Origin of the sequence: Hyphomicrobium sp. B1, from assembly GCF_049532635.1 — a bacterium.
GTDB lineage: Bacteria > Pseudomonadota > Alphaproteobacteria > Rhizobiales > Hyphomicrobiaceae > Hyphomicrobium_B.
Window position 1 is genome coordinate 3470527 of sequence record NZ_CP134871.1, and the last position, 25190, is coordinate 3495716.

Consider the following 25190-nt stretch of genomic DNA (forward strand, 5'->3'; position numbering starts at 1 on the left):
ACAGAACCACCACGCCGACGTTTTCAGTTGCCAAGCCCAAGAATATCGTAATGCGATGGGAAGTCCTTGTTCCATATTTTCGCTGAAACGGCAAACTTCACATTATACGATATTCAATACGGAAAAATCTGTCGGTCAACCTGAAGGGCCTTGAGAAAAAGATCTTCCAGAGATGCGCGTTTCCCGTAATTCCGAAGCCTGCCAGCCGCCTCCCAGCGCCAAAAAAATTGCGATCTGATCCTGACTGACTTCCGTCTGCCCAGCAGTATAAGCTTGCTCCGTTGCGGCGAGGCTGCGGTCGGCATCCAAAGACGTCAACGCGTCCGCGCTTCCGCCCCGCCATAGCCTTCGTGCATCCTCAGCGACTTTCGCGGCTCGATCCCGCGCCTTCTTGAGATTTTTCAGCCGGTCGAGGTTGTAGGCATAGTTCGTGAGTGCACTTTCGATTTCACGAAGCGCGGCGAGAACGGTTTTATCGAATACGGCAAGGTTTGCCCTGGTTCGCGCCTCAGCTGCAGCAATTCGCGTACGCGCCACATTCTGATTGATATTCCAACTGATCACCGGGCCGACGCCAAAACGATTGGTGAGCGGTCCAAACACGTCAGTCGCGGCGCCTTGCGTTCCGACGGATGCGCCGATCTTGACGTCCGGATAAAGCTCGGATGTTGCAACCCCGATCATTGCGGTCGATGCTGCAAGCCGGCGTTCGGCAGCACGCACATCAGGACGGCGACCGAGAAGGCTTCGCGCGTCGCCGACCATTATTCTCGACGCCAGCCGCAGCGGCCGGTGGCAAGCCAGCAGCGAACGGTCGTAGTTCTCCGGCAGTTGGCCGATCAGTGTCGCCAAGCGATAGGCCGCGTTGATCTGGCGCGCTTCAAGCCGGGGGATACGCGCCTTGAACTGCTGATAAAGGCTCTCCTCCCGATCAATATCGAACGAGGCGACTCGGCCATTCGTCGCCATCGTTCGGGTAAACGAGATGGTTTGCAACTGGACGTCCGCCGTCCGGCGTGCGGACCCCAATTCGTTTCCACTGTTGCAAATATCGGCATAAGCGCGGGTGGTGTCGGCGACGACATTCACGCGAACCAAATCGCGCGCAGCCACAGCCGCCTCGTCGTTCGCAGACGCAGCCTCGATACCCCGTCTTATACCGCCAAACAGATCGAGGTCGTAGTTGATCGCAATACCCGTGTTGGCGATTTGATGCTGGGGCGGTTTGATGTGGCTGAGATCTGCCTCTGCCGATTGCTGGACGTAAGTCGTCTCGAAGGCTGCGGAACCATTGATTTGCCGGCCCGTCTCGGCCTCGGCAAGTAAAGCGTGGGCCTGTTCGAGGTTGGCCTCGGCGATCCGCAGATCGGTATTAGCACGCAAAGCCATCTGAATATGATGAGAGAGCGTTGCATCGTCATATAGGCGCCACCAGTCGGCAGGCGGATCGGCGGTATTTGTTGCATCGGCGCGCGACGCGAATGCTCCATTTGCCGAAGGAGCATTTACGAGTGCTTGTTCCGGCAGACGATAGTCTGGCCCCACGGTGCATCCACAGAGAAATGGCAGACACATCCATATTCCTGTCCGGGATACTCTCACCACGGGAAGCTCCGCTTGACCGTTGGCGCTCCGGGTCGGGATTTTACTTCTACCGTCGCCGTCTGGCCGACGATCAACTTGAGACCCAGTGGGATTTCATCGATCGCGATGCGAACAGGAATGCGTTGTGCGAGTCGAACCCACGAAAAGGAGGGATTGACGTTTGCCAACGCGGACTCGCTGTCGCTACGTTCACGGTCCGCGATCCCTGACGCTATGCTCTCCACGTGACCACGCACCGGCTCCCCAACGCCCATAAGAAAAGCGACCGCCGGATCTCCAACATGGATCGCCGGAACTTTTGTCTCTTCAAAATACCCTTCGATCCGCATCGACTTGGCGTAAACGAGTGCAGCGACGGCCTCGCCAGCCTTCATGTAAACGCCGGGCTGGAGGGTCATGTTTGAGACATACCCATCGACTGGCGCGCGAACGTACGTGCGGTCAAGATTGAGTTTTGCGAGATCGCGAGCCGAAGCCGCTTCCGCCACGCGCCCGCGCAGTTCGTCGACACGCGCGCTACCCTGCTCGATCTTTTCAGCTGCGATAAGGGTAGACATAGATCGGTTGCGTCGATCCTCACGCTGCGCCTGCGCAAGCATTGCCTCAGCACTCGCAAGCGTGGCGGTCGCGCGCTGAAGTGCCAGCTCGTATCGTGGCCGATCCATCACCAGCAGGACCTGGCCTCTACGAACGAATTCGTTGTCCTGAACGCAAACCTGTGTGACGAGTCCCGAAACGTCCGTCGCGACCTGAACGACATCGGCCCTGACTTTCCCGTCGCGCGTGATCGGGTCAATTTGATATCGCTGCCAAAGTGCCTGGAGCCCTGCGAGCGTCAGCGCCACAAGAACTAAGGTCCCAAGCGTGCGGCTCCAAAGCAAACCGTTCATCATACGGGAAACCTTGTCGGCAGGAGGTGTCCGTCCGCTAGCCTCGCCAGGCCCCACCAAAGGAGCATAAAAACGGCAATGTCGAAGAGCGCTGGACGCCAACTGATGCGGCTCAAAGGCAAACGATGAAGCAGCGGGCGCAGCCAATAGGTCAGCAGGATTGCGAGACTCGCCCAGCACAAAGCCGCAGGCACATACACGCCGAAGATCTGCACCTCATCGATCACGAGGGTGATGCCCCGTTCGCGAGCGGAACCGACGGCATAAGGTTGCAACGGATGCCCACGGCGGCGAGAAGTGCTTGGTGCCGAATGGCATTGTTTTCCATGGTTTGTATGGATGTGATTGCATTCTCGAGCTTTGACCAGAGAGACTTCTGCGGTGGGGTCACGACCCCATCGATGCGGCGCTTACGGAACAATTCGGCGATTTCCGCCAGCAATACTTCGATCGATCGTTCTATTTCCCCATGCGCAAACGCCGCCACGCGCAGATGCAGAATATTCCGGCCAATTCGAATGTCGTTAAGCCCATCCGCGGCATGAAATTCATCTCCCTCACTGGAAACGGCAATGCGTGCAGCAATTTGGCCGGTACGATCGATCGCTCGGGTAGTCCAACTTCCAAAGTCCGGCGTGCTGCGCATGGTCGCGAGCTCCTCAAGTTCCTGCCACTGTGCCCTGACCATGCGGTATGCGATCCAGTCCACTCCGGCAGACCGGAAGAGGCGTGTCACGGCAATCGTCACGACGATCCCCATGACTTGCGCGATACCCGTGTTGACGAATGATGCAAAATCCGGCTGAAATGAATCGACGAAGCCCAATCCGACGATGAGACACGAGAACATCGGCAGCGCGACTGCAGACCGAGCCGGATCAGCTTGGATATAGCCGATCCCGATCAGTGCCGGAGCTAGCGCTAACGACAGCATTGGGTAGCCATCTACGCGGGGTAACACCGCGAACATATAGATCGCAGCAATCGGAAACGTCGCCAGTGTTGCAAAGAGATAGCGGCGTATGGCGGGAGCTGGATCTTCCTGGGCAGCAAATGAGCATGTGACGAGGGCCGCGAAAGCTGCTGTCGCCGATCCGGCAGGCCATGCGAGCAATATCCAGATCGTACAGTAGAGAACAACCGCTGCTGACATGGCCAAACCTGCAAGGATCGCCAAAATGCGATCCTGCCTCAGCGGCGAAATCTTATCGGCAACGTCCTCCGAGGAAATATGAACCGGCGTCCCATCGAGCGCGGCGACAAGAGTTTCCGCCTCGCGTATTGCCTCGATGAATTCCGCCAACCGCTCCGCGAGGCTCGCTGCAATCCAAGAAGACCAATCCGATCTTGCGCTATTCTTCTTAGCCAGCGACCGTGCACGCACCACCAGCCTACCACCGCATTCGTCCGGGGGTGGCCTATCTGTTTCCTGGAGCCAAGCGCGGCTTTCGCCGATCAATTCCATTAAATCTTTGTCCGCCTCCTTGCCGGCAAGCAAGTCAAGCCGATGCGCAACGGCGGATGCCAAAGGAATCAACGATGCGAGGCGGCGTTGCAAAACGTAAACGAGCGCACGCGTTCTTCGATGTCCGCTCATGTCGTAAGGAAGATGCATCGCAATTAGTCCGAGTTCAGCGACGTCAGCTGCAATCTGCTGCCGACGCGAACTGCCCAAGCCCTTGTGTTGAGCGTCGAGCGCACCTTCTGCCCATTCAGCCGCGTCGCGGAGAAAACGACGCCCGCGCTCCTGGACAATTTTTCGAGCATCCAAAGGCCGCGTCAGCGAATGAGCAAGCGTGACAGCAAGGATCGCGACCGTCATTTCCTCGACACGCGAGATGGTGGTCATGAAGATATTTGATGGATCGTCAAGATAGGGGAAGCTGATGACTGCCGCGCTGAAACCGGCCATTTGGAAAAGGAAAGCGCGCGGGGTTCGGTCGGAAACGGCGAGATATATACAAAGTCCCGTCCAAGCCGCGAGACTGAGAACCAAAAGTCCCGGTGAATTTTGCAGATTGGGAACCAGCACGATTGCGGCGGCCGCACCGAGGAATATCCCGATCAGGCGATAGGAGACCTTAGGCCGAAGCGCTCCCGACATGGGTTGCGCGGTCACATAGACAGTCAGGATGGCCCACCAGGGGCGCGGGAGGTCGGCGGCAAATGCGATACCGAGCGTCAGGACACACGCCAAATAGCTGCTCAAAGAAAAAAGCAGCTTGTGAGGATCACATAAGAAGAAGCGGTGATAACAAGCGTGCGCGCGAGCCGATTCGGACATGAGTTGACGGATGCATTTTCCCTAAACGCGCAATCGAGCCGAGATGATCGATTCCCGCTCATCACGTTCAGACCACTCCCACATCTGTCGGTTTCACTCAAAATCATATAATTGCGGTGTGACCACAAAAAATTTTGAGCGATCGACCGTGCGCACGCGGAGCAGCGATCTACTCCCTCTCTCCTAGCCCGCCGGCTTTCCCCTGTGCATCGACGCACTGCGATGTCGGACTTGGGGTTTCTCTGTGGTTATGGATGATTTAGCCTATCGGTTGTGCAGCACGCCTCGCGGAGATCCGATAATTTCGTGCCGGATTTTAATTTGATGCGCCCCTCACCTCAGACGCTAGAGCAGTAGGATGTTGAAGACCCGGCTCACCGATATGTTTTCACTGCGCCATCCGATCATAGGAGCCCCTATGGCCTTCGCTGCAGGCGGTCGCCTAGCTGGTGCGATATCAGACGCTGGCGGCCTCGGATTGATCGGCGGTGGCTACGGAGATTCGAAGTGGCTGGCAGAACAGTTCGCGATCGCGGGAAATCCGCCCGTCGGATGCGGGTTCATCACTTGGTCGCTGGGTAAACAGCTTCACGTGTTGGACCAGGCATTGTCCCAACATCCCAAAGCGATTTTGCTGTCCTTCGACGATCCCTTGCCGATTGCGCCTCGGATAAAGAGCTCAGGACCCCCCTCATCTGTCAGATACAATCCCTTCGCGATGCCGAGCGGGCGCTCGAATGCGGGGCGGACGTTGTAGTTGCACAGGGTTCGGAGGCAGGTGGCCATGGCGAGAAGAGAGGTACGATCTCGCTCGTTCCGGAAGTTGCCGACCTTATCGCAAAACGCGGCTCCGACGCGGTTCTCTGCGCGGCGGGAGGGATTGTCGACGGCCGAGGCGTTGCGGCCGCGCTCATGCTTGGCGCGGAGGGCGTGCTGGTTGGATCACGCTTGTGGGCTTCGCAAGAGGCAAACGTTGGCCCACGCATGCACCACGCCGCGCTTGCCGCGACGGGTGACGATACCGTTCGTTCTCGTGTTATGGACCTCGCACGCAAGTTGGACTGGCCGCCTCGCTATACCGAGCGGGTACTAAGAAATGCTTTTACCGATCGTTGGCATGGTCGCGAAAGTGAGTTGATGGCTGTTGCCGACGTTGAAGCCGAAAAGTATCGCGAAGCATGGATCGACGGAGATCCAGCCAGGAGCAATACGTCCATAGGTGAAGGCGCGGGGCTCATTCATGATATCGAACCCGTTGCGAACATCATCGCGAAGATGACCGCGGATGCATCAGATTATCTCTTAAAAGGCAAAAAATTTGCAATCGTCGGCGAGGGTGAACAACCCGGATCCGATAGCGTTGGGACGGGCAATCTGCATAGGTAATTTCTACCCGCCGCGAGCGTAGACAACGAGTTCATAGAGCGTACGCCCCGGACGGATGCGCTGGCGGCTTTTGGAATCGCAATCTACAGGGCACACGCGCTTACATCGCTATGCACTCCAGAGATCGGGTTCAGATAACGTCACCAGATCACTTCAGAATCAAGGACGCGGCGGACGTCTGCTCGCAGAGCTGGAAGTAGATTGGTTTCAAACCAAGTATTGCGCGCAAGCCACTTGTTGTTGTGCCATGAGGGATGTGGCAGCGGAAACCTGCGAACAAATGGATCCGCGTCATAAACTTCGCGCCATTGCTGAACCGTCGGATTGACACCCTGCCGTGCTGCCACCTGTCCCAGGTGCCATCTTTGGGCGTAACCGCCGATGATCAAGTATAGCTTCACATTCGGCAAATGAGCGAACAACTTTGCTCTCCAAGTTTCTGCACATTCACGGCGGGGAGGATAGTCGCTGCCATCCGACCTCAATCCTGGAAAGCAAAAACCCATCGGGATGATCGCGAACTTGGAAGAGTCATAGAACACTGATTCATCGATCCCGAGCCAGTTTCGCAGCCTGACGCCCGATGGATCATCAAATGGCCGGCCGGTTTTATGAACACGTGTTCCGGGAGCTTGGCTAGCGATGCAGATGCGCGCGGTTTTTGAAACCTGGAGGACGGGTCGCGTCTCATGAGAGAGTGGCTTCCCATAGACGGGATGCTCGCGGCAGATGCGGCATGCACGAATAGACGCCAGCAACCCGTCAAGATCGTTGGAACTCGAAAACAAGGTCATAGCCCTTCACATGGCGGCGGCGGGTTTCGATTAGCTTCCAATTCTCGCCGATAGTGATCGTCAGTTTTCAACTGTTCAGGCAACTCCTCGGCCGAGTAGGACGTCCCTAAGCACCACCGCGTCGTTGTACGCCTCGTCGCGTGCGCTGTAGACGAGGGTAACAGTGTGTGTATTGGCGAGTTTGCGAATGCTATTCAGCAAATCCCCATGTTGGCGAAGCTCGGCTCGGTAGCGACGCTGAAATTCTGTCCAGCGCGCCGGATCATGACTGAACCATTTTCGAAGCCCCGTGCTCGGCGCAATATCTTTCTCCCACTTGTCAAGCGAAGCCTTCTCTTTACTGAGACCGCGAGGCCAAAGCCGATCAACAAGAATGCGAATGCCGTCTTCAGGAATTGCCGGCTCGTAGGCTCGTTTCAACTGCAGATGAGAGGCCTGAATATTTACTCTTGGCATAGGACGCTTCCTCAGACCGCCTCAATCTCGCCCGCCATTAGACGCGCCGTGATCGAAGTACATTTCGGGCGCCACTGAGCGATTTTAATCAATCGTGATTGACGAGCATGTTTGCGACACGTGTGAAATGGCGCATCAACTCGCTTTTCGCATCACTCGATATGCCCACTTTATCGATAGCCATGTTCATACATTCAAGCCAAGTATCGCGCGCTTCTGGGCTGATTTCGACATGTTCGTGCATCTTGCGAACGTCAGAGTGTCCGTATCTCTCAACATACAGCCTCGGACCACCGAGAAAGCCGGACAGAAATCGAAACTGTTCGATCCGCGAATGGGCAACGCCATGTCCCCTTAGATGCAAGATATTGAGTATCTCTGCTCGCGGTTCCGTTTCCACGATATCATAAAACGCTTCAACCAATGCCCGCGTCGCTCCCTCACCGCCGATCCGGTCATAGAGCGATGACAAAGTTCTTTTCGACGTCGCGTCAGCTCGCATATCTGAGATCATGTCCGTCTTCGCTCCAAGACTGGATGGAGGTATCCAGGATATAGCGTTGCGTAAAAATCGCCTATGTCCGGTTCGCATCTAACAGCGAACGTAAGCTTTCTAGATCCATGTGGAACTGTCCCAAAAAAGAATGGCCCCTTTGCAGGTGAGGTGGAGGTGTCGTCGACCATATCCGCCAACGGAGCGAACCGCCTCGGATGTCGATCCTCTGCATGGTCTCGCCGGCATCATTGACTTGCCCTCAAGATAACGAGCGGCGCGCTTGACAGCACCAAACGCGCGGTCTGTTGGCGAACTCGGCGATCACCTCGAACTCTTGCCTTCGCTCGCTGCCTGCCGTCGGTACTGTGCCGGCGTCAAACCGACGTGCTGCTTGAACGCCCGCTGGAACGCGGCTTCGGATTGATAGCCCACATCCTCGCCAATCGCCGAGACCGATGTGGATGTTGCTCTCAGCGCGTTCGCTGCCGCCGTCATGCGCACATCGGTGAGAAGCTCGATAGCGGAACGGCCGAGGCTCTGTTGGAACTGACGTATGAACGTGGCTCTCGACATTCCGCATAAGTCGGCGAGCGCCGGCAGCGTCCAGGGATGACCTGGGTCAGCGAACATAGCCGACAAGGCGCCCGCTAAACGCGGATGTCCCGCCAACGTGAGCAACCCGTTAGGAGCAGCCTGGTCCTCACTAGCCAATCGCAGTGCGAGGGTGAAGAGCACAGCCGACAAAGCACCAAGCATAGCTTGGCCCCCAAGGTTCTCTTCGGCCGATTCCGATCGCATCAATGCCACGAGGTTGGCAAGACGGGCTCGCGCCCCCGGCTTGGCAGCCTTCACTAAGTGTTCGGACGTGCTGACCACCAGTCGCGGCGGTAGATAATTATGGATTAGGAGTGCGTGCTCTGCGGAGAAGAGGAAGCGGCCACAGAGCATGTCGAGTTGCTCCCCCTGACCGTCATTTTCGTCGATCGTGATAGTCGCGCCTTTTCGCTGTCGAATTGGCGAGGCGGCTTGGCCTCCGCCATCGTGCAAGACATGAGCTGGTCCGCGCGTCAACAAGAGGATATCGCCAGCATTCAGCGTACGAGACGGCTCGCCATCCAATCCTTCAAGATGAGCCGATCCAGCAAGGACGACGTGATAGGGGATTTCGCCTGGTTCCGATGGCTCGTACTCGAGCCGCCAGGGTGCCGCGAAGAAGCAGCGGTGCTCGGCTCGGCCGCTAACCGGCACGATGTGCAGCAAACTGCTTAGCCAATCGATATGCGTCATCTCGAACCTCAAATGAGACGATCTAGCATATAATTGCACCATCCTGGCATTATAAATCTCATTTGCACGACTATGATGACTTTCATCGACATCAAGCCAGATGCGATCTCGGAAGCCTTCACCTTCGCAACTGGCTCTACCATTGAGGAGAAATCCAATGAACGTCATCGCTCAGCTTCTCGGCCGCACCGGTCTACTGAAACTCGATTACAACCTGCTCCGTGCCGCAATGGTGATCATCTTCGCGTGGTTCGGTTACGACAAATGGTTCGAAGCAGAAATCAGAGGGTTGCTGCCCATCATCACCCATGGGCCGTTTATCTCCTGGACCATTCCGGTTTTGGGCATCCGCGGCACTGCTATCTTTCTCGGCGCCTCAGAATGGACCTTTGGGACGTTGCTGTTTCTGGGTTTCTGGAACAAGAAACTGGGCATGCTCGGCGCCCTCGGTTCGACCTTCACCTTCATCGCTACCTTCACGGTCCTGCCGTTCGTGCCTGACGCGTGGGATGCCGGCGCCGGAGGCTTTCCAGCCATGACAATTAATTCGGCCTTTCTTCTGAAGGATCTCGTGCTGCTCGCGGTCTCTGTCTACCTTCTGAAGGAAGACGTTCAACGGGTCCTCAACGAGCAGCCGCGCTAAACGTCTGACGCAGGGTCCCTCGCTGATTAAAGCGCCATAGGGCGGTCCGGAAATACCGGGCCGCCCTTTAGCGAACCTCATCCATGCTTGAGCACCTAAATGATCGTCATCATCGACGAGATCTGCTTACCAGTAAGAGCGGGTGCCCCTCAGGGACGATCGCCTTAGGCGCGCGGCGAGGAAAAGAGCATTCGTGAAATCCCTTTTTAGCGCACCAAAGCTCTATTCTTTGGCGCGCATGACGCGCAATCGAACATGGCGCACATAATAAGATGCGTCGAGCATGCCAGCCTGCCAAAAATTTCGACTGAAAAGTACGGTGCCTACGCTCCGAAACAGCATCCCCGTCCGCATGCTAAGGCGCCCACCGCGATAAAGCATCCGCCGGCCACCGACGATGATCGCGACCACGAGCAAGAACGAACTTTCCCAAGACAGAAGCGCGATACGTCCCAAAGGCAACGCCCCGCGCGTGACGCTCAGATGCGCCGCTTTTTCACCGAGCTCACTTAGACGTAGGCGCAGCGCCTTCTCCTCTCCCAGGCTACCGATAAAACGATAGCTTCCAGACGTAAGCACATGGACATATCCGGCCCCTGACGCACCGACGGCCGCGTTGCCGTACTCAACTCTCTTCAGGCGCGCCAGCCGTTTCTTGAACCAGATGACAATGCCGGTAAGCGACAAGACGGCAACGACGAGCCCCATGAGCGACAGCAATATGCGACCGGGAAGGCCTGCGATGCGGCCGGAGTGCAGAGGAAATTGGAGTTGCATGAAAATGTCGGCAGCTGTCCCGGCCCACGGGATGCTATCGCCAAGCATGCCGCCGGTCTTACCATCAAAATAGAGCGTTTTCGGCTCCATTCCACCGCTGCCGTGCTCTTCGCCGGCTTCGAAAAACGAGACGCTGTAGATGCCGGTCTGCTGATTATAGAACGTGCTTCCCAGCGGCTCCTGCCATGAGCGCTTCGCCGCTTCGGCTGCGGCGATACTCAAAACGGATGCGAACGACAGCTGCGGTGAGATGGGCTTGTCGATCGGAGCCGGGGTCCGCGTTTCCCCGACGTCCGGCGTCAAGGAAAACACTTTGGAGAGAGCGGGACGCACGATCTCGTCGCCAAGGTTCATCGAGATCGAGGTAAACGCGAGGATTAAAAGAAAAAGCCAGGTCCACAGCCCAAAGGCCCGGTGGACATCAAAATTCAGACGATAGGCACTGGCATTTCTCTTGATGCGCCACGCCGGCGCCCAGCGGCTAAGCCAGCTTTTTTCCCGATGCGGAGATGAGATGGCAATCGCGCTGGTAGCACCGCGCTTCGACTGCGGAAACGTCAACCAAAGGCCGACGAAGCAATCGAACATCCAGACGATGCCGACAATGCCCATCAACCAGATTCCCCAACCGTCGAACCCGAAGAAGTCCGGAACGTGCATCGAATAGTGGAGCTTATAGAGGAAGGGGAGAATGTCCCGGCGATCCAGGGAGATTTGGCCCCAATAGCGTTTGCCCCTCACCTCGCCTGTCGCCGGTTCGAGATAAGCTTGGTTGTAGTTGAGTTCGAAGAGGCGCCCCGTCACCGGATTGACTCGCGGCTGGATGAATAGTCCTGCCGTTTTTCCTGGCTCGTAGGACAGCGGAAAATAGGTGACGCGCGCCTGCGGATTCGCCGCTTCAAAACGCGCCACAAGTTCGAGCGGCGGCAACGGCGGCCCGGCCAGCTTCGCTTCGAAAAGATCTGGATTGAGCCATTCGTCGAGTTCGTGATCCCAAGAGATCACGGCTCCGGTGAGACCGGCCACAAACAGAAAAGCTGCAATGAAGAGACCGGCCCACCTATGGACAATAACGAGTAAGCCGCGCACTTCGCCTCCCTGCCGCACCATTGCAAACGAAGACGATTGTACCCCGACAAATATTGACTTGAAAAGTAAAGAATGTGTCGCTAGCGTGTTCTGATTGGACGTGATTGCGGGGTGGCAATCGCGTTCCAGTTGTGTGGGGGAAGACAATGTTTGCGAAATGGCCAAGCGCCCGCGTGCGGGCGCTAAGTGTTGCTGCGTCCTCGATTCTAGCGGCGCCTGCCGCCCGCGCACAAGAAACCGTGCCCGTTCCGATGCCGGAAATCGTGGTTCAGGGCCAAAGCCAAAAGCAGCCTACTGCGAAGAAATCCGTTTCCAAACCGGCGAAGACTGCGGCGGCAAAGTCGCAGATCACGAAAACGAATGCCCCTAAGACTCCGCCTCCACTGAGCGACGGATCGAGCGTGTCCCTTTCAGCAATCGACGGCTATGTCGCCAAGGAAAGCTTTGCTGCGACGAAAACGAATACGCCTTTGATCGAAGTACCGCAGTCGATCTCGACCGTGACGCGCAAGCAGATCGAGGATCGCGCTCCGCAGAATCTCAGCGACGCAATTCAATATGTGCCCGGCATCCGGACCAATCTTTCCGGCTACGATCCGCGTTTCGACACCTTCAATATTCGCGGCTTCGACGCGACATACACCGGCATCTATCGCGACGGCTTGCGCCAGATGAGCAGCGGCTTCGGACAGTTCCGCACGGAACCTTATGGCCTCGATAGCATCACCATTCTTCGCGGCCCGACGGCATCGTTATACGGCTCAAGCAACGCCGGCGGCATTGTCGATATGTACTCGAAGCGCCCGACCGAAACGCCCTTTCGCGAGCTCGAGGTGCAGATCGGCAATTACGATCGCTACCAAGGCAACTTCGATTTCTCCGGCCCGACCACACTTGGCGATAATGTGCTTTATCGCTTTACCGGCCTTGTGCGCGACAGCGATACCGAACTCATGGGAACGCCTGACGATCGCCTCTATCTGGCACCGGCCGTCACGTTCAAGTTCGACCCGAATACGAAGCTGACGATCCTCGGCGAATACATGGACGCCACGACGGGCGCCAACACGGCCTGGTACAACGACTATAGTTCCGGACACGCGCATCGGACGAACATCTGGTCGGGCGATCCGAATTTCCAGCTTTTTGACCAGACGCAAGAACGCATCGGCTACGAGTTCGAGCACCGCTTCAACGATATTTTCACCTTCCGCCAAAAGGCGCGCTACTCGCATCTTTCGTCGACCGGCAGATACATTGATATCGTGGATGAAATCGAGCCGGACATTTGGAGCCGCGCCAACGGCATCGTCATCAGCGACGTGAATAATTTCGTGGCGGACAATCAGTTGGAAGCTCGTTTCTCGACGGGACCACTGAAACACGTGGCGCTGGCTGGCGTCGACGTTGCTTATGTCTGGTACAAAGAGGGCATGGGCTTCGGCGAACCCATCGAGGATGGCGGTATCGTCCCTCCCCTCGTCAATTACAACTATGGCCAAACACACATCCCGGCGCCCGCGATCCAAACGGTGACGCATCAGGATCAGATATTGACCGGCACATATCTGCAGGACCAGATCAAGCTCGACCGATGGGTGTTGACCCTGGGCGGCCGCCACGATTGGGTTACGACCGACACCGACACGGACGGCGACGATCTCAAGCAAAGCGATGCGGACTGGACCGGCCGCGCCGGCCTCACCTATCTCTTCGACTCCGGCTTCGCGCCCTACATCGCATACGGTACAGGCTTCGTCGCAAACTCCGGGACAGATTTCATTACCGGCAAACCGTTCAATGCCTCGAAGTCGGAATCGAAGGAAGTCGGCTTCAAGTATTTCGTGCCAGGCTACAACGCATCCATCTCGTCTGCCGTCTTCGACATTCAGCAGACGAATGGCGTCCAAGACCAGTGCGCGGACATCAACGGTGTCACCCAATGCGGCTCCGTTCAGACCGGCGTACTGCGCTCGCGTGGTTTCGAGATCGAGGGCACAACCACGCTCGACAACGGGTTGAGCCTCTTGGCCTCTTACTCCTATGTCGACATGCGCATCGAAGACAATGCAAATGGCAATGAAGGCAATGTGCTTTCGAGCATTCCCTTCAACACCGCATCATTCTGGGGCGATTATACGCTCCGGTCGGGACCGGCGGCTGGGCTCGGATTTGGCCTCGGCGTCCGCTATATCGGATCGAGCTTCGGCAATGATGAGAACACATTCAAGAACGCAGGACATACGCTCTTCGATATGGAGTCGCATTACGATCTCGCCCGTCTCGACCCAACGCTGCGTGGCGCTCGTTTGCAGTTGAACATCAATAATATTGCCGACAAGCGTGTCGACGTATGCTCGTCCGATTATTGCTACCTCGACCAGGGCCGCACCGTGATCGGCAGCTTGCGTTATCGATGGTAGCACAGAACGAGATGGGGAGCCGGCTCAGCGGTTGCTTCACCCGCGGGCGGCGAGATCGCCGTAAATATCCAGATGGCGGGTTGCGATAGCGGGCCACTCGCGCTCTGCCAAGCCGTTCGCAAGTGCTACGGCGTCAATGACGGGAGGCTCGGGTGCCATGACGTGCGCCACAGCATCGAGCGGCCCAGAACAATGAGTTGTAACCAGACGCAGCCAATCGGGCGTCTGTACGGAGTGCGTCGTTAGTACGGTCACGCCGTGCTTCAGGCAAGCCAATGCAGACCCCCGCTTGTCGGTGATGCCGTCAGGGAAAGGGAGATAGGCATGACTAGCTTGCGCCAGCTCCTGTGATACCTCTCTACTGTCCAAGTTGAGGCGAAGATCGACTGCGTTTTTTTGGGCACTCGCACGGACAAGTGCCACAGTTGGCGAAGCCGGATCAACGACAGCTCCAATGAATGCAATGGGAATGTCTGAGCCTTGCGCACGCAGCGCGGCTACGGCTTCGATGACACGCTCGAGGCCCTTATTTTCCCCTATCTGCCCGAAATAGATCAAACGTCGCGGCCGGTTCTCTCGGCGAACGGCATGAACCGGTATGTTATTGCCCACCGGAACGACCGTGCACACACGCGCCGCAAAAGGATACAACGAGAGGAAGGCGCGCCGTTCTTCGGAATTCGAAAAGATGATCTGCTTTGCCCCCACAGCAATTGGCAGGCAATAAAGTTTGCGCGCTGCACTGAATATCCGAAACTCGTGCAGCGTCACCACTGAGTTTCTGCACAAAAAGGTCAAAAGCCCCCACCATGGTGCTCTGCCCATTTGCATACTCGGGTACTGTATATGGATAACATCTTGTCGATATGCGCTGGCGACCCGCAGCGTCTCTTTAAGCGACCATCGATCGACGAGCGCACATTCCGTTGCACCATTCATTTGTGAAAGTGCATCGACCAATCTCGTCGTGTAATCGAGGACACCGCACCGGTTGTCGGACCTGCCCGCCAATACATGGACGACCCGCACGTCAATTCCCCTTTGCGATCAGAGTTGCAAGGGAGCGGACTCCATCTTCGCACGTAGCGATGTGATGATCACGTAGGCCTCCATCTAAACCACGTTGTGCGGCCTGCAGAACGCGCACTGAAATATCAGCAGGCTGTGCATCTCGGTCGTCGAAGAAGTAATCCACGCGCTGCGTCAATCGATAAAAGCCGCGAACTTTAGGATCCCATCCAATTCCCACCGAAGGGACTCCGACAGCGTAGGAAATGATCGACGCGTGAAGGCGCTGCGCCACAATAGCGTCGAAACCAGCGACACGACTGACCAAATCGGCGTCGTCCCCGGGAGCGATGGCGGAACCATCGTACGCTATGCCACGCTCGCTGAGTTTCGACCCCAAGCGATGTGCCGCGCGGATGTCGCCAACCTCACCGGTCGTGAATAGATAGACGTCCACACCGGCAGCAACCAAATGCTCCGCAGCGGCGATCCAAAAAGCATCGTCAATCCCAGTCGGCGCATCGCGAACGGCCCTCACGACCGCGGGCGACATGATGCCAAGCCCAACGCGAAGACGCTGACGGGGCGAGCGCTTCCCAATCTCGAAAGTCCTTGCCGCAAGCAAGCCCGGGTCAAGCGCGATCCGGATATTTTCCTTTCGCCAGCCGGTAGCGACGAGATGATCGGCCGATTGTTCGTCACGCACGCTTATACTTGCTATGGAAGCATCCTGCAGAAAGCGGTGCAATTGTTTGCCGGCCGCCTGCTGCCACGTATTGGGATGGGATACGCCCACGGAGTGTATGTGGATACCGACACCCAGTTCGCGCGCAAATTCAGCGACAGCGTTGAGACGCACGGGGAAGTATTCAGTCGTCGCAGTAATTAAATGACCTCCTCCGATGACAATCGCGGACACTGGTCGCTGGTGCACAGACGTTTTCCACTGAGACAACAGCCGGCTGCGCGCACGACGCACATTAAGCTGCGTCTTGAGACGACGCGGAACAAGCGTGCGAACCACATCTTTTGCGGACCAAGCCGATATAGCTGGCTCACCCTCGGGTCCGCTCTTTCCGTCGATATCCCAACCATCAACACCGCAATCCAGTTCGGATCGCAAGGCTGCATGAAGACATCGACCAAGCAGCCGATCACCAAGATTGGCGCTGAAAAAATCGTTGAAGCAAAGAACGCTCAGTTCTGCACCTTTCACGCTTCCGCACGGTCGATAGTTCCGTCCGATTGTTCGGGTTTCTTGATCGGCCGGACGAAACCATTGCTCCGGGTCTCTGGAGATTTATTAATCACTATGCCAAGCAAGCGGCTTGAGATCACATCCGCATTCTCAAGACAGCGCTCCAAATCGGCAATCGGACTGCCCCAGCGACACACCATAAGAACGCGATCTAAAAGCGGTGCAATGGCGCGCGCATCGACATGATCGAGCATCGCCGGAAGATCAATGATAACGTAGTCAAAGTTTCCTTGCGCTCGCTGCAGCGCTTGATGCATGGCGTCGCAACTCAGGATATCGGCGGGGTGCGCGGGTATTGCAAAATTACTCTGCCCCACAAAGCTCAGATTGTCCGCCAGGCGTACGACCGAGAGTGTTTCGTCTACGCCTGTAATAAACTTCGTAAATAATTCTCCGTCCCGCTCGCAGAAACATTTCCCCAATGTCGGATTGCGCAAATTGGCGTCAATCAGTAGCGTTCGACTTCCAGATTGAGCAGACAGCAAAGCGAGATTGTACGCAACCGTCGTCTTGCCATCATGAGATGTCGGTGAGGTCACACCAATCGCGCGAGTTGGCTTCTGCAAATCAAACTGACTGAGCGCGATCTTGATTTTCCGAAGCTCATTTTCGGCAGCATTCGCGCCGATCCCGGAATTCCCGACGAGCACAACAGGCAGTCCTTTGTCACGACCGAATAGGCCGGTACGCACCTTACATAACGGAAGCGGCTCGAAGACTCGTACTCCAAGCGCTGTCGACAACTGTGGTCGCGACCGCACTGGAGCTTGCACAAACTCTGCGCCGAAGGCGCCGAGCGTCCCCAGCGTGCAGCCGGCGATCAACGAAAGCGCCAATACGAGTGTGGTGCGCGGCGAACCGGGAATATTCGGTGGAATGGCTCTGGTTAGCACGCGGGCGGAAGTCGACGGAATTGCAACTTTCTGAAGCTGCAGCGCTTGGGTGTAACGGTTCAAGTAGGCTTCGTATCCTGCCCGCGCTATTCGTGCTTTGGCAGCCAGATCTAACGCTTTTCCGTTGTCGGCGGAAACTACGCCCGACGCTGCCGTCTGGCCCGGACTAGAACCGGTTACAGTCGCATCTCGCGCCGCCTTCTCAGCGCGCGTTGCTTGATCTCTTAAAACCACGAGACGGTCTTGCATCCATTTATTAGCGCGCAGTTGCGATTCCTGACGCGCGCCGAGCTGTTCTTCGATGTAGCCGTCAGCAATTGCGTTTGCTATTTTTGCAGCCTTCTCCGCATCGATGGACGTTGCGTCAATCTCCGCGACGTAACTCCGCCCGATGCGATCGATCTTCAATTTCGCTTGAAGATTATCCAGTGCGATCTCGCGTGGATTCGCTTTGTGCGCCGGACCTTTGCCAATCGGAGACAAAGCAAGCAATCGCGAAAGAAAGCCTGGTCTTGGCTTGCCGAACTCAGGATCGTCAGCGAGACCGAGTTCGTCTATTACCCGCAAAGCAAGGCTTCCCGAGCGGACTGCCTCCATTTGCGATTCAATGACCGTGCTGTCGACAACAGCGTCGCTCGATGCCGCATCGTCATCGGGAGCCTGTCGGGTTTCGGTAAGAAGAACCGCTGTCGCGATATACTTTTTGGGCGTAACCGCGAGAAATAACAGCGCCGCGGAAAGGCAGCCAATCACGCTAATGATGATTATGCGATGCTGGTATTTAAGCACGCTCGCGATTTCACCGATCGACCACCGAGGCGATCTCAGCTCACGCACGTTTTGATTAAACTGCAGCACTATTCTGATCTTTTCTCATCGGTTTGCGGAGCAGGCGCACTGCTCTCGGGAAAGCGCAGCGCAACGTCAACGACATCTCCGGGTCTCAGTTCCTCATCTTGTGACGCTTTGAGGCTACTGACGCCGGCATCCGTTTTCCGATGAATTAGAATGCTGGGCTCTCCGCCATTTCCGCGCACAAGTTGGGATCGAACAAGCCCTGTGTAGATCAGCTTATCGCCAAGAGCCTGCAACCGCGCGCGCGTTTGGCTCAATTCAAGCTGCGTATCGTGCAATTCCGTCAGAAGCCCTTGGCGTCGTTCATCAGGGAGCTTTTGAAGTTGTGCGGCCAAGTCCGCTCGATCCCTTTCGGAGACACCTCGCTGCGCTACGGTTTGCAGATACCGCGTCGATGACAGGAGAATTGTGCGACGAGCTTCAATGACCCGCGTGATGGGCAGCGTTTGCCTTCCGAACAGCTCCTTCACGCGCTCCAATTCCTCAGTATCCGCCTGGACACCAAGCTTCTCTTTGTCTTCTTGTTGAGAGAGTGCCGAAATACGATCGTTTTCGGTCGCGATCGCTGACTGCAGGTAGTCGCTTTGCTTCTTGTTGAGGCTATTACGCGCAGAGAGCTGAGCCTCCTCCAGATCAACGATATTCTTCACACTGCTCGCAGAGATCGGCGTTGCCTGGAGCGCCTTGGAATCGAAGTTGGCTTTCCCTGCAAGTTCCGCTTTCAACCTCAGAATCTTCGCCTGCTGCGTGGCAAACAGCGTCCACTGGGCGTCGTAGTCTGCTCGGAAATCGGCTTCCTCCAAAAGTGGATTCTGCGCTCGAAAACGCATCACATCTACGCCGCCCGCAAGAGCAATAGCTTGGCGAACGGTTATTCCGGGCCTGAATGACTGTTGTCCGGGCTGCGAGACGTCGCCATTAACGTAGATCGGACGATATTCGGCAATAACGACCGATATCTCATCCGCTGCCAACATCACTGAGAGTTGGCGGCCATCACTCGAACGGCGTTGGAGCACTTGTGAGGATACCTCACTGCGAACCTTCGCTTGGAGCTCAGACACAGTCATGCCCTGGGCTTTCAATTCACCCACCAAGGGAAAACTGATCTGCCCATCGATGTCGACTGTCGCGCGCGTCTTGAGGTCTGGTGCCGAGGCCGCGCTGAACTCGATGCTATCGCCAGGTTGAATACGATAACTATCGTCAGCCAGGCTTGCGCTCGTCGTGGCCAGAAGGATCGGCAGATATAGAAAAACAAACCGCAATTTTTTCATCAACTGCTGCCTCAGCTCCCAGTGCCGCGAAACACCTCAGATTTGAAAGTTTGCCAAAGGATCCGAAAATCCAGAAAAAGAGACCAGCTCTCAGCATAGGCGAGATCGTATTCTATACGCGCCTTGGCGAATTTTGCGTCCGTCGTGCTGCCCCTTAATCGATTGATTTGAGCCAAGCCGGTAATTCCGGGGCGCATGCGATGACGCTTGAAGTAATGAGGAACAAGCTCCTCATAGAGTAGACCGCCCGCACGCATTCCAGGAACATGCGGACGAGGACCAACAAGAGACATGTCGCCGAACAGAACGTTGAAGAGTTGCGGCAACTCATCGATGTTGGTGCGGCGAAGAATTTTTCCGACACTTGTGACGCGCGGATCGTCAGCTTTGGTTTGCCTGACGCCTGTGGCATCCCCCAAATCAATTCGCATGCTACGGAATTTGTAGATACCGAAAAGCTCGTTGTTCAAACCGTAGCGAGATTGCTTGAACAAGATCGGTCCGCGCGATGTCAGTTTGATTGCCACCGCCGCTCCAAGAAGGATCGGCGACGCCACAACGATGAGTGTTGACGCGGCGAAAACATCGACCGCGCGCTTAATTGCAAGTTGAATTGCAAGAGTGTTGGCGCTCGGCGATGACGCAAGTTCAGCACCGGAAAAAGACAAAGACTGAGGACGATTGAGAAAGGTCATCGATACCGTCTCCGCACACTGACTGGTTCGATTGGACTGCGCACTAACGGCAATCCAGATGAGTGAAAGGCAAGTGAGTTGCCGATCGAGAGGCAACCTCTCCACTGATCATGAGGCACAATTATGGTGCAACGCACGCAATGTTACTCTCATGAAAATACTATGTAATGCGACGTTTTGTTCGCTTCCGCGAACGCGCTCGATGCGTTGTCTACTTATCTCCATCCGCTAACGTCATTGCTCGAGACGTGTAAAAGTCGGACGCGAACTGATGCATCGCATTAACGTTCCATCTCACGGCCAGATACCTTTATCCGCATGGCGCGCTGCCATCAGGTGGCGCCGTGGAACAATCATTACGTGGACACTCTTAGGCTTCGCTGCAGGAGCTTTGGCGCTAGGCACCGAGCAACGCCGCCACGTCGTGACAGGCGAGGTCTTGCTGCCGTCGTTGAACGCAAGCGTCACAGCATCGGATGCCGAGGCGCGGGAAAGTTTCGTCGCGGCTCAGATCGAGACAATCAAGAGCGATCACATTATTTCCGAAACTCTCGACAAGCTCGCGTTTTGGGGTGAAGCGAACGGTCCGGCGTTTTCCGAGCCGGCTCTTTTGACAACATCCCTCGCGAGCAGTGAGCCGCAACAAATGTCATCTGTTGCGGAGACGGATGCCGAAAGACTCAAGACGATCGGAAAGATCAAGGACCTTCTAACCGTATCTCCTGTGGCATTGGGATCCGCGATCAGAATCACGCTTGCGTCGCGCGATCCATATAACGCCGCGAAGCTCGTAAATGCCGTGCTTGATGCTTACATTGAGGATTACAAAAAAACGATCGGAAATGGGCCCAAACAAGCGGTGCAGGAGTTACAGCAACGCCTCGATACGTTGCAAGAACGTGCGGCTACCGCAGAGGAACAGGCACAGGCAGGACCCAGCAGACCCGTCGAACGCAAAAAGCTCGAAGCTTTAGCAAGCACCTATCGCTCGCTACATCAGCAGACACTTAGTGAGTACGCCAACGCGCTTAACGCCGAGCCACAGGCTGCGACGGGACCAAGAATTCTGACGCGGGCGAGCGCTTCACGCGCTTCTCCCACTTTCAGTACGGCGATACTTGCCGCAGCACTTTTGGGTGGCGGCCTCATTGGCCTCGCATTTGCTGCCCGTCGCGAGTTCGTTCTTCGTCCTATTCGCACTCCAGAAAATTTGGAGCTCAGCCTGGGATTACCTGTACTTGGCGTTGTCTCGCTTGTGCCTGGCCGCAAACTGTATCCAAAGAACGGCGCTGAACCGCCACTTCTTTTGCATGACGACAAGGACGGATTGCGCGGCATTCTTCTACGCCTGCGAGAAAACCTCAATAACGGCACATGTGTTGTCGGCGTCGCCTCAACGCGCAACGGCGAGGGAAAATCAACGCTCGCGTTCAACCTCGCGGTGCTCGGTGTTGAAGGCGGCGCACGCGTTCTCTTAATGGACGGCAACCTTCATCGACCGGCACTTGCGCGCGGACTGACTGGTACGCCGGCAACAGAATTGCTGAGCGCATTGAAGAACCCTACAGATCTCGTCGACAATGTCACGACGACGGAATTCGGCTTTGATTTTCTGGGCGAACGCAGCATTTCCGATGACGTGCGGCCCGCTGTGCTGATGGCATCACCTGAGCTGGACAGGCTGATCACCAGCGCGCGCGGCAGCTATGATCTCATAATCTGTGATCTGCCCGAGCTTACAAACCACGCGGATGCCGAAGCCGTCGCGACTTCACTCGATGTCTGCGTAATCGTCGCGGAGTGGGGATCCACATCGACCTTCACACTCATGCGGGCACTTAAAACGTCGCCTGCGGTTGGCGTCCGTGCAGCAGGTGTCATCATCAACAAGGCTCCGTTGGAGGTTTTGCGGTCAGCTTGAGATCGTCTCGTTGGCTCTAGGAGGTTGTTCATGCGTGTATTGCATGTTGTTCGCCAGTTTCATCCGGCCGTGGGCGGCCTCGAAAATATGGTGCTGTCGTTAGCACGCGCCCAACTGAGAGCTGGGCTGCAAGCAGAGGTGCTCACTCTCAACCGCCGCTTTCAAGATCTCGACACAGTGCTTCCTTCACGCGATTGCGTTGAAGATATTCCTGTTAGGCGCATTCCCTTTCGCGGTTCACGGCGCTACCCAGTTGCTCCGCAGGTTTTGTCACACGTTGAAGATTTCGACTTGATTCACGTCCACGGTGTCGACTTCTTTGCGGATTTTCTATCAGCCACCGCGCCATGGCACAGAAAACCAATGGTATTGACGACCCACGGCGGCTTCTTCCATACGACGTTTGCGCGACGCCTGAAGCGCTTCTATTTCAGGACCATCACAAAGTCCTCGGTCCGCAATTACCGTCGCGTCATCGCCTGCAGCGAGAACGACGCTCAGACCTTCAGCACAATCGCGGGCGAACGTGTTGTGGCGATCGAAAATGGCGTCGACATCCAAAAATTCAGAGATGCCTCAAGTCGAGAATACCAACCGAAGATCGCATATTTCGGTAGATTCGCGGCCCACAAAGGTATTCTGAACCTCATCAACGCATTCGACCTCGTTCGCCATGCGATCCCGGACGCCCGTCTCGTATTGATCGGAAACGATAGCGACGGAATGCTACGCATTATAGAGGCGGCCTGCGCCGACGGCTTGCGCGACGGCAGCATCAAAATTCTGACCGATCGAAATGACGGAGAGATTGCCGATGAACTTTCTACCTGCAGCTTCTTCGCGTCGGCGTCCCAGTATGAAGGATTTGGGCTGACGCTCGTCGAAGCCATGTCTGCCGGGCTCATACCGATTGCAAATGAAATTCCAAGCTTCGAAGCGATCCTGCGACGCGCCGGCGTCGGGCTTCTCACGAATTTCGACGAGCCAGAAGTAGCAGCCGACCACCTTCTCAGATTCATGCGGGCATCTTCCGAGCGCTACACCGAATTGCGATCTGCAGCTATAGCGGCAGCAGCGCCTTACGATTGGGCACAGGTCGAGCAATTATATCGTAACGAATATGAGCGGGTCCTCGGCCACAAGACACGCACGCTGCTAGGCGTTGAAATCAGCGTGATGTCGCGCAATGATGCCGTCGATGCGTTGGATCAGGCCATCGCCCAGAATTTGCAACAGCGCATAGCATTTGCCAATGCTCACACGCTTCGCCTGGCGGCACGAAATCCCGATTTACGTAAGGCGCTACGGCGCTTTCTTGTTCTCAACGATGGCTTCGGTGTTGATATCGCCAGCCGCATGAAGTTTGGCAGACGATTTCCCGCCAATCTGAACGGAACTGACTTTGTCCCGCACTATCTGAGCAATACCCGGCATAGATTGCGCATTTTCCTGCTGGGCGCGCGACCGGAAATTGTCCGCTCCACCGCCGCCCGGTTTGCCGCTTTATATCCGCGCCACTCGATCGTCGGAGCCCGCGATGGATATCTGTCGCAAGAGACAGACATCCAACTTGTACGCCACGAGATAAAGACCTCCAAAGCCGACATACTTCTCGTCGCCATGGGAAATCCACTTCAAGAAATCTGGATAGACAAGCACTGTCATGATCTGCCGGTGCCACTTCAGCTCGGCGTCGGCGCCCTTTTTGACTTCGCGTCTGGACGCATCAGAAGGGCACCAGGTTGGATTCGCCGCGCCCGATGCGAGTGGCTGTATCGCTTAGCGCTCGAGCCTCGCCGGCTGTTCTCTCGCTATGTAGTGGGAAATATCGTTTTCTTGCATCTTGCCACTCGCGACCGTCGCACCGGCTTCGCGCCATGAGCGACGTAACCAGCCTATCGAACAGCAATGCGAATTTTCGTTCATCCGGCCTAGCAAACAGCTGGCTGCTGGACGTTGCCCCATCCGCCATCGTAATCGCCGCCATCATGTTCAACGCTGGGCTGGCCGTCGTGAATGCCAACGTGATGGCGCTCACGCCATCCCTCGTCATGCTCGTCGAGGGGATGCTGACTGCGACTGCGCTCGCGGTTGCACTGCTTCGATGGCGACCTGAGATGGCGCCTATCGTCGTCGTAATGTGTCTCATTTTCCTGTTCGGTGTTGTTCGCGCTATCGCCACCGGAGAGCTGCAACCCAAATACATCCGCGACGTGATGATCATCCCCGTGTTTCTGCTCCTGGGAATGGCATCGTCAGAACGCTATCTGGTGCGCACTGTCCTGTTCGTCCAAACAGTAGTGCTTGCTGTCTTTTTGCTTGAGTCATTCTTGCCAGACATACACTCGGCAATTTTCAAAATTCAGGAATACTACATAAACACCCGCGGAACCCGCGCCGATCAGTTCTACAATTCGAACTCCGATCTCTTCGTCAGCGCCACGCGTCCGAATGCGCGCTATTTTCCATGGGTCAACGAACTGCGGATGTCATCGATATTTCTCGAGCCGGTATCGTTGGGAAATTATTGCAGTATCATCGTTGCGTTTACGACCTCATGCTTTCGCCGCATTGGCTTGCCTGCCACAATCTATCTCGCAGTCACGACCGTCCTATTGCTTATGGGCTGCGACGGCCGGCTCGCTGTACTCGCCTCAGTTATTATTTTGGCAGCAGCGTTTGTGACGCCGTACCTGCCTCCGTACTCCGCGATCATCTACCTTCCGCTGGCGGGGCTTACGTTATTTTCTGCCGCGGGTCTCTTCGGACTAAAATCTGGAGAGGACGATTTCGCAGGGCGACTGGCCGGAACGGTCGAAATCATTCATCGGTTCGAACTTCCGGACCTGCTTGGAATCTCCGAACAATTCGTCAACTCCACGGTTGATAGCGGCCTTGCCTATCTTATTGTGACGCAATCTCTCCCCGGCCTCATCCTGCTTTGGACTTTCATCGCGTGGCATGTCTCCGAAAAGACGACGGAGCAGGTTCGCTTTACGCACGCGCTCTGTATCTACCTCACCCTGTCCATGTTGGTCAGCTATTCGCTTCTGACAATTAAAACCGCCGCGCTCCTGTGGTTCATCCAAGGTGCGCTCCAGGCGGGGGGCGACGCGGAAAGAAATCAAGTTCCCGCGTTAAAAGGAGCATAAG

21 protein-coding genes are annotated in these 25190 nt (G+C 56.2%); 7 read left to right on the forward strand and 14 right to left on the reverse strand.

What is annotated here, in order from left to right; all coding sequences use genetic code 11:
• Positions 1–135: 135 nt before the first annotated feature.
• From RLW55_RS16505 to RLW55_RS16520, 4 genes are read right to left on the reverse strand one after another with little or no spacing between them, the layout of a single operon-like run.
• Positions 136–1575: an efflux transporter outer membrane subunit gene (locus tag RLW55_RS16505; protein WP_423416425.1), complete on the reverse strand. Its 1440-nt coding sequence runs from the start codon at positions 1573–1575 to the stop codon at positions 136–138.
• 23 nt (positions 1576–1598) lie between these two features.
• Complete coding sequence (locus RLW55_RS16510) at positions 1599–2498, reverse strand: efflux RND transporter periplasmic adaptor subunit (protein WP_423414786.1); 900 nt, start codon at positions 2496–2498, stop codon at positions 1599–1601.
• Positions 2495–2722, reverse strand: a complete 228-nt coding sequence (locus RLW55_RS16515) for a DUF1656 domain-containing protein (RefSeq protein WP_423414787.1) — start codon at positions 2720–2722, stop codon at positions 2495–2497. Before RLW55_RS16515 ends, RLW55_RS16510 begins: the two co-directional genes overlap by 4 nt.
• Positions 2719–4704, reverse strand: coding sequence for an FUSC family protein (locus RLW55_RS16520; protein ID WP_423414788.1), 1986 nt, complete (start codon positions 4702–4704; stop codon positions 2719–2721). The genes RLW55_RS16515 and RLW55_RS16520 overlap by 4 nt, the downstream gene beginning before the upstream one ends.
• A 493-nt stretch (positions 4705–5197) precedes the next feature.
• Between RLW55_RS16520 and RLW55_RS16525 the strand changes: the two genes are divergently transcribed.
• Together RLW55_RS16525 and RLW55_RS16530 are read left to right on the forward strand one after the other, a co-directional pair.
• Positions 5198–5536, forward strand: a complete 339-nt coding sequence (locus RLW55_RS16525; protein ID WP_423414789.1) for a hypothetical protein — start codon at positions 5198–5200, stop codon at positions 5534–5536.
• Positions 5482–6165: an NAD(P)H-dependent flavin oxidoreductase gene (locus RLW55_RS16530; RefSeq protein WP_423416426.1), complete on the forward strand. Its 684-nt coding sequence runs from the start codon at positions 5482–5484 to the stop codon at positions 6163–6165. Before RLW55_RS16525 ends, RLW55_RS16530 begins: the two co-directional genes overlap by 55 nt.
• Positions 6166–6305: 140 nt before the next feature.
• On the opposite strand, the gene RLW55_RS16535 is transcribed toward RLW55_RS16530, so the two are convergent.
• The 4 genes from RLW55_RS16535 to RLW55_RS16550 all read right to left on the reverse strand — a co-directional run bounded on the left by RLW55_RS16535 (position 6306) and on the right by RLW55_RS16550 (position 9198).
• The gene (locus RLW55_RS16535) at positions 6306–6959 is read right to left on the reverse strand and encodes a uracil-DNA glycosylase family protein (protein WP_423414790.1); all 654 of its coding nucleotides are present in this window, start codon (positions 6957–6959) and stop codon (positions 6306–6308) included.
• Between the two features lie 75 nt (positions 6960–7034).
• The gene (locus RLW55_RS16540; RefSeq protein ID WP_423414791.1) at positions 7035–7415 is read right to left on the reverse strand and encodes a DUF488 domain-containing protein; all 381 of its coding nucleotides are present in this window, start codon (positions 7413–7415) and stop codon (positions 7035–7037) included.
• 88 nt (positions 7416–7503) lie between these two features.
• Complete coding sequence (locus tag RLW55_RS16545; protein WP_423414792.1) at positions 7504–7929, reverse strand: group II truncated hemoglobin; 426 nt, start codon at positions 7927–7929, stop codon at positions 7504–7506.
• Positions 7930–8232: 303 nt separating this feature from the next.
• Positions 8233–9198 carry a cupin domain-containing protein gene (locus tag RLW55_RS16550; RefSeq protein ID WP_423414793.1) on the reverse strand — a complete coding sequence of 322 codons (966 nt, stop codon included), beginning with the start codon at positions 9196–9198 and terminating at the stop codon, positions 8233–8235.
• A gap of 157 nt (positions 9199–9355) precedes the next feature.
• On the opposite strand from RLW55_RS16550, the gene RLW55_RS16555 reads away from it, so the two are divergent.
• Positions 9356–9841 carry a YkgB family protein gene (locus RLW55_RS16555; protein WP_423414794.1) on the forward strand — a complete coding sequence of 162 codons (486 nt, stop codon included), beginning with the start codon at positions 9356–9358 and terminating at the stop codon, positions 9839–9841.
• Between the two features lie 222 nt (positions 9842–10063).
• Here RLW55_RS16555 and RLW55_RS16560 read toward each other — a convergent pair whose 3' ends face one another.
• Entirely contained in the window at positions 10064–11707 is a 1644-nt protein-coding gene (locus RLW55_RS16560; protein ID WP_423414795.1) for a PepSY-associated TM helix domain-containing protein, read from the reverse strand.
• Between the two features lie 146 nt (positions 11708–11853).
• On the opposite strand from RLW55_RS16560, the gene RLW55_RS16565 reads away from it, so the two are divergent.
• Positions 11854–14130: a TonB-dependent siderophore receptor gene (locus tag RLW55_RS16565; protein ID WP_423414796.1), complete on the forward strand. Its 2277-nt coding sequence runs from the start codon at positions 11854–11856 to the stop codon at positions 14128–14130.
• A 36-nt stretch (positions 14131–14166) separates the two neighbouring features.
• Here RLW55_RS16565 and RLW55_RS16570 read toward each other — a convergent pair whose 3' ends face one another.
• The 5 genes from RLW55_RS16570 to RLW55_RS16590 all read right to left on the reverse strand — a co-directional run bounded on the left by RLW55_RS16570 (position 14167) and on the right by RLW55_RS16590 (position 20116).
• Positions 14167–15090: a hypothetical protein gene (locus tag RLW55_RS16570; protein ID WP_423414797.1), complete on the reverse strand. Its 924-nt coding sequence runs from the start codon at positions 15088–15090 to the stop codon at positions 14167–14169.
• A gap of 70 nt (positions 15091–15160) precedes the next feature.
• Positions 15161–16354 carry a polysaccharide pyruvyl transferase family protein gene (locus RLW55_RS16575; RefSeq protein ID WP_423414798.1) on the reverse strand — a complete coding sequence of 398 codons (1194 nt, stop codon included), beginning with the start codon at positions 16352–16354 and terminating at the stop codon, positions 15161–15163.
• Positions 16351–18147: an AAA family ATPase gene (locus RLW55_RS16580; RefSeq protein ID WP_423414799.1), complete on the reverse strand. Its 1797-nt coding sequence runs from the start codon at positions 18145–18147 to the stop codon at positions 16351–16353. The genes RLW55_RS16575 and RLW55_RS16580 overlap by 4 nt, the downstream gene beginning before the upstream one ends.
• Complete coding sequence (locus RLW55_RS16585; RefSeq protein WP_414464617.1) at positions 18147–19421, reverse strand: polysaccharide biosynthesis/export family protein; 1275 nt, start codon at positions 19419–19421, stop codon at positions 18147–18149. The genes RLW55_RS16580 and RLW55_RS16585 overlap by 1 nt, the downstream gene beginning before the upstream one ends.
• Positions 19422–19432: 11 nt before the next feature.
• Positions 19433–20116 (reverse strand): sugar transferase, encoded by a 684-nt coding sequence (locus RLW55_RS16590; protein ID WP_409563158.1) that lies wholly within the window; start codon positions 20114–20116, stop codon positions 19433–19435.
• 271 nt (positions 20117–20387) lie between these two features.
• On the opposite strand from RLW55_RS16590, the gene RLW55_RS16595 reads away from it, so the two are divergent.
• The 3 genes from RLW55_RS16595 (at position 20388) to RLW55_RS16605 (ending at position 25189) form a co-directional block, all read left to right on the forward strand.
• Complete coding sequence (locus tag RLW55_RS16595; RefSeq protein WP_423414800.1) at positions 20388–22037, forward strand: hypothetical protein; 1650 nt, start codon at positions 20388–20390, stop codon at positions 22035–22037.
• A gap of 30 nt (positions 22038–22067) precedes the next feature.
• Positions 22068–23918 carry a WecB/TagA/CpsF family glycosyltransferase gene (locus RLW55_RS16600; RefSeq protein WP_423414801.1) on the forward strand — a complete coding sequence of 617 codons (1851 nt, stop codon included), beginning with the start codon at positions 22068–22070 and terminating at the stop codon, positions 23916–23918.
• A gap of 236 nt (positions 23919–24154) precedes the next feature.
• Complete coding sequence (locus tag RLW55_RS16605) at positions 24155–25189, forward strand: polysaccharide biosynthesis protein GumE (RefSeq protein WP_423414802.1); 1035 nt, start codon at positions 24155–24157, stop codon at positions 25187–25189.
• Position 25190 lies beyond the last annotated feature (1 nt).

Excerpts from the sequence above, each read along its gene's own strand:
- RLW55_RS16505 (WP_423416425.1), bottom strand. The coding sequence starts at position 1,575 with ATGTGTCTGCCATTTCTCTGTGGATGCACCGTGGGGCCAGACTATCGT.
- RLW55_RS16510 (WP_423414786.1), bottom strand. The coding sequence starts at position 2,498 with ATGATGAACGGTTTGCTTTGGAGCCGCACGCTTGGGACCTTAGTTCTT.
- RLW55_RS16525 (WP_423414789.1), top strand. The coding sequence starts at position 5,198 with ATGGCCTTCGCTGCAGGCGGTCGCCTAGCTGGTGCGATATCAGACGCT.
- RLW55_RS16535 (WP_423414790.1), bottom strand. The coding sequence starts at position 6,959 with ATGACCTTGTTTTCGAGTTCCAACGATCTTGACGGGTTGCTGGCGTCT.
- RLW55_RS16540 (WP_423414791.1), bottom strand. The coding sequence starts at position 7,415 with ATGCCAAGAGTAAATATTCAGGCCTCTCATCTGCAGTTGAAACGAGCC.
- RLW55_RS16545 (WP_423414792.1), bottom strand. The coding sequence starts at position 7,929 with ATGATCTCAGATATGCGAGCTGACGCGACGTCGAAAAGAACTTTGTCA.
- RLW55_RS16550 (WP_423414793.1), bottom strand. The coding sequence starts at position 9,198 with ATGACGCATATCGATTGGCTAAGCAGTTTGCTGCACATCGTGCCGGTT.
- RLW55_RS16555 (WP_423414794.1), top strand. The coding sequence starts at position 9,356 with ATGAACGTCATCGCTCAGCTTCTCGGCCGCACCGGTCTACTGAAACTC.
- RLW55_RS16565 (WP_423414796.1), top strand. The coding sequence starts at position 11,854 with ATGTTTGCGAAATGGCCAAGCGCCCGCGTGCGGGCGCTAAGTGTTGCT.
- RLW55_RS16585 (WP_414464617.1), bottom strand. The coding sequence starts at position 19,421 with ATGAAAAAATTGCGGTTTGTTTTTCTATATCTGCCGATCCTTCTGGCC.
- RLW55_RS16590 (WP_409563158.1), bottom strand. The coding sequence starts at position 20,116 with ATGACCTTTCTCAATCGTCCTCAGTCTTTGTCTTTTTCCGGTGCTGAA.
- RLW55_RS16595 (WP_423414800.1), top strand. The coding sequence starts at position 20,388 with ATGCATCGCATTAACGTTCCATCTCACGGCCAGATACCTTTATCCGCA.
- RLW55_RS16600 (WP_423414801.1), top strand. The coding sequence starts at position 22,068 with ATGCGTGTATTGCATGTTGTTCGCCAGTTTCATCCGGCCGTGGGCGGC.
- RLW55_RS16605 (WP_423414802.1), top strand. The coding sequence starts at position 24,155 with ATGGCGCCTATCGTCGTCGTAATGTGTCTCATTTTCCTGTTCGGTGTT.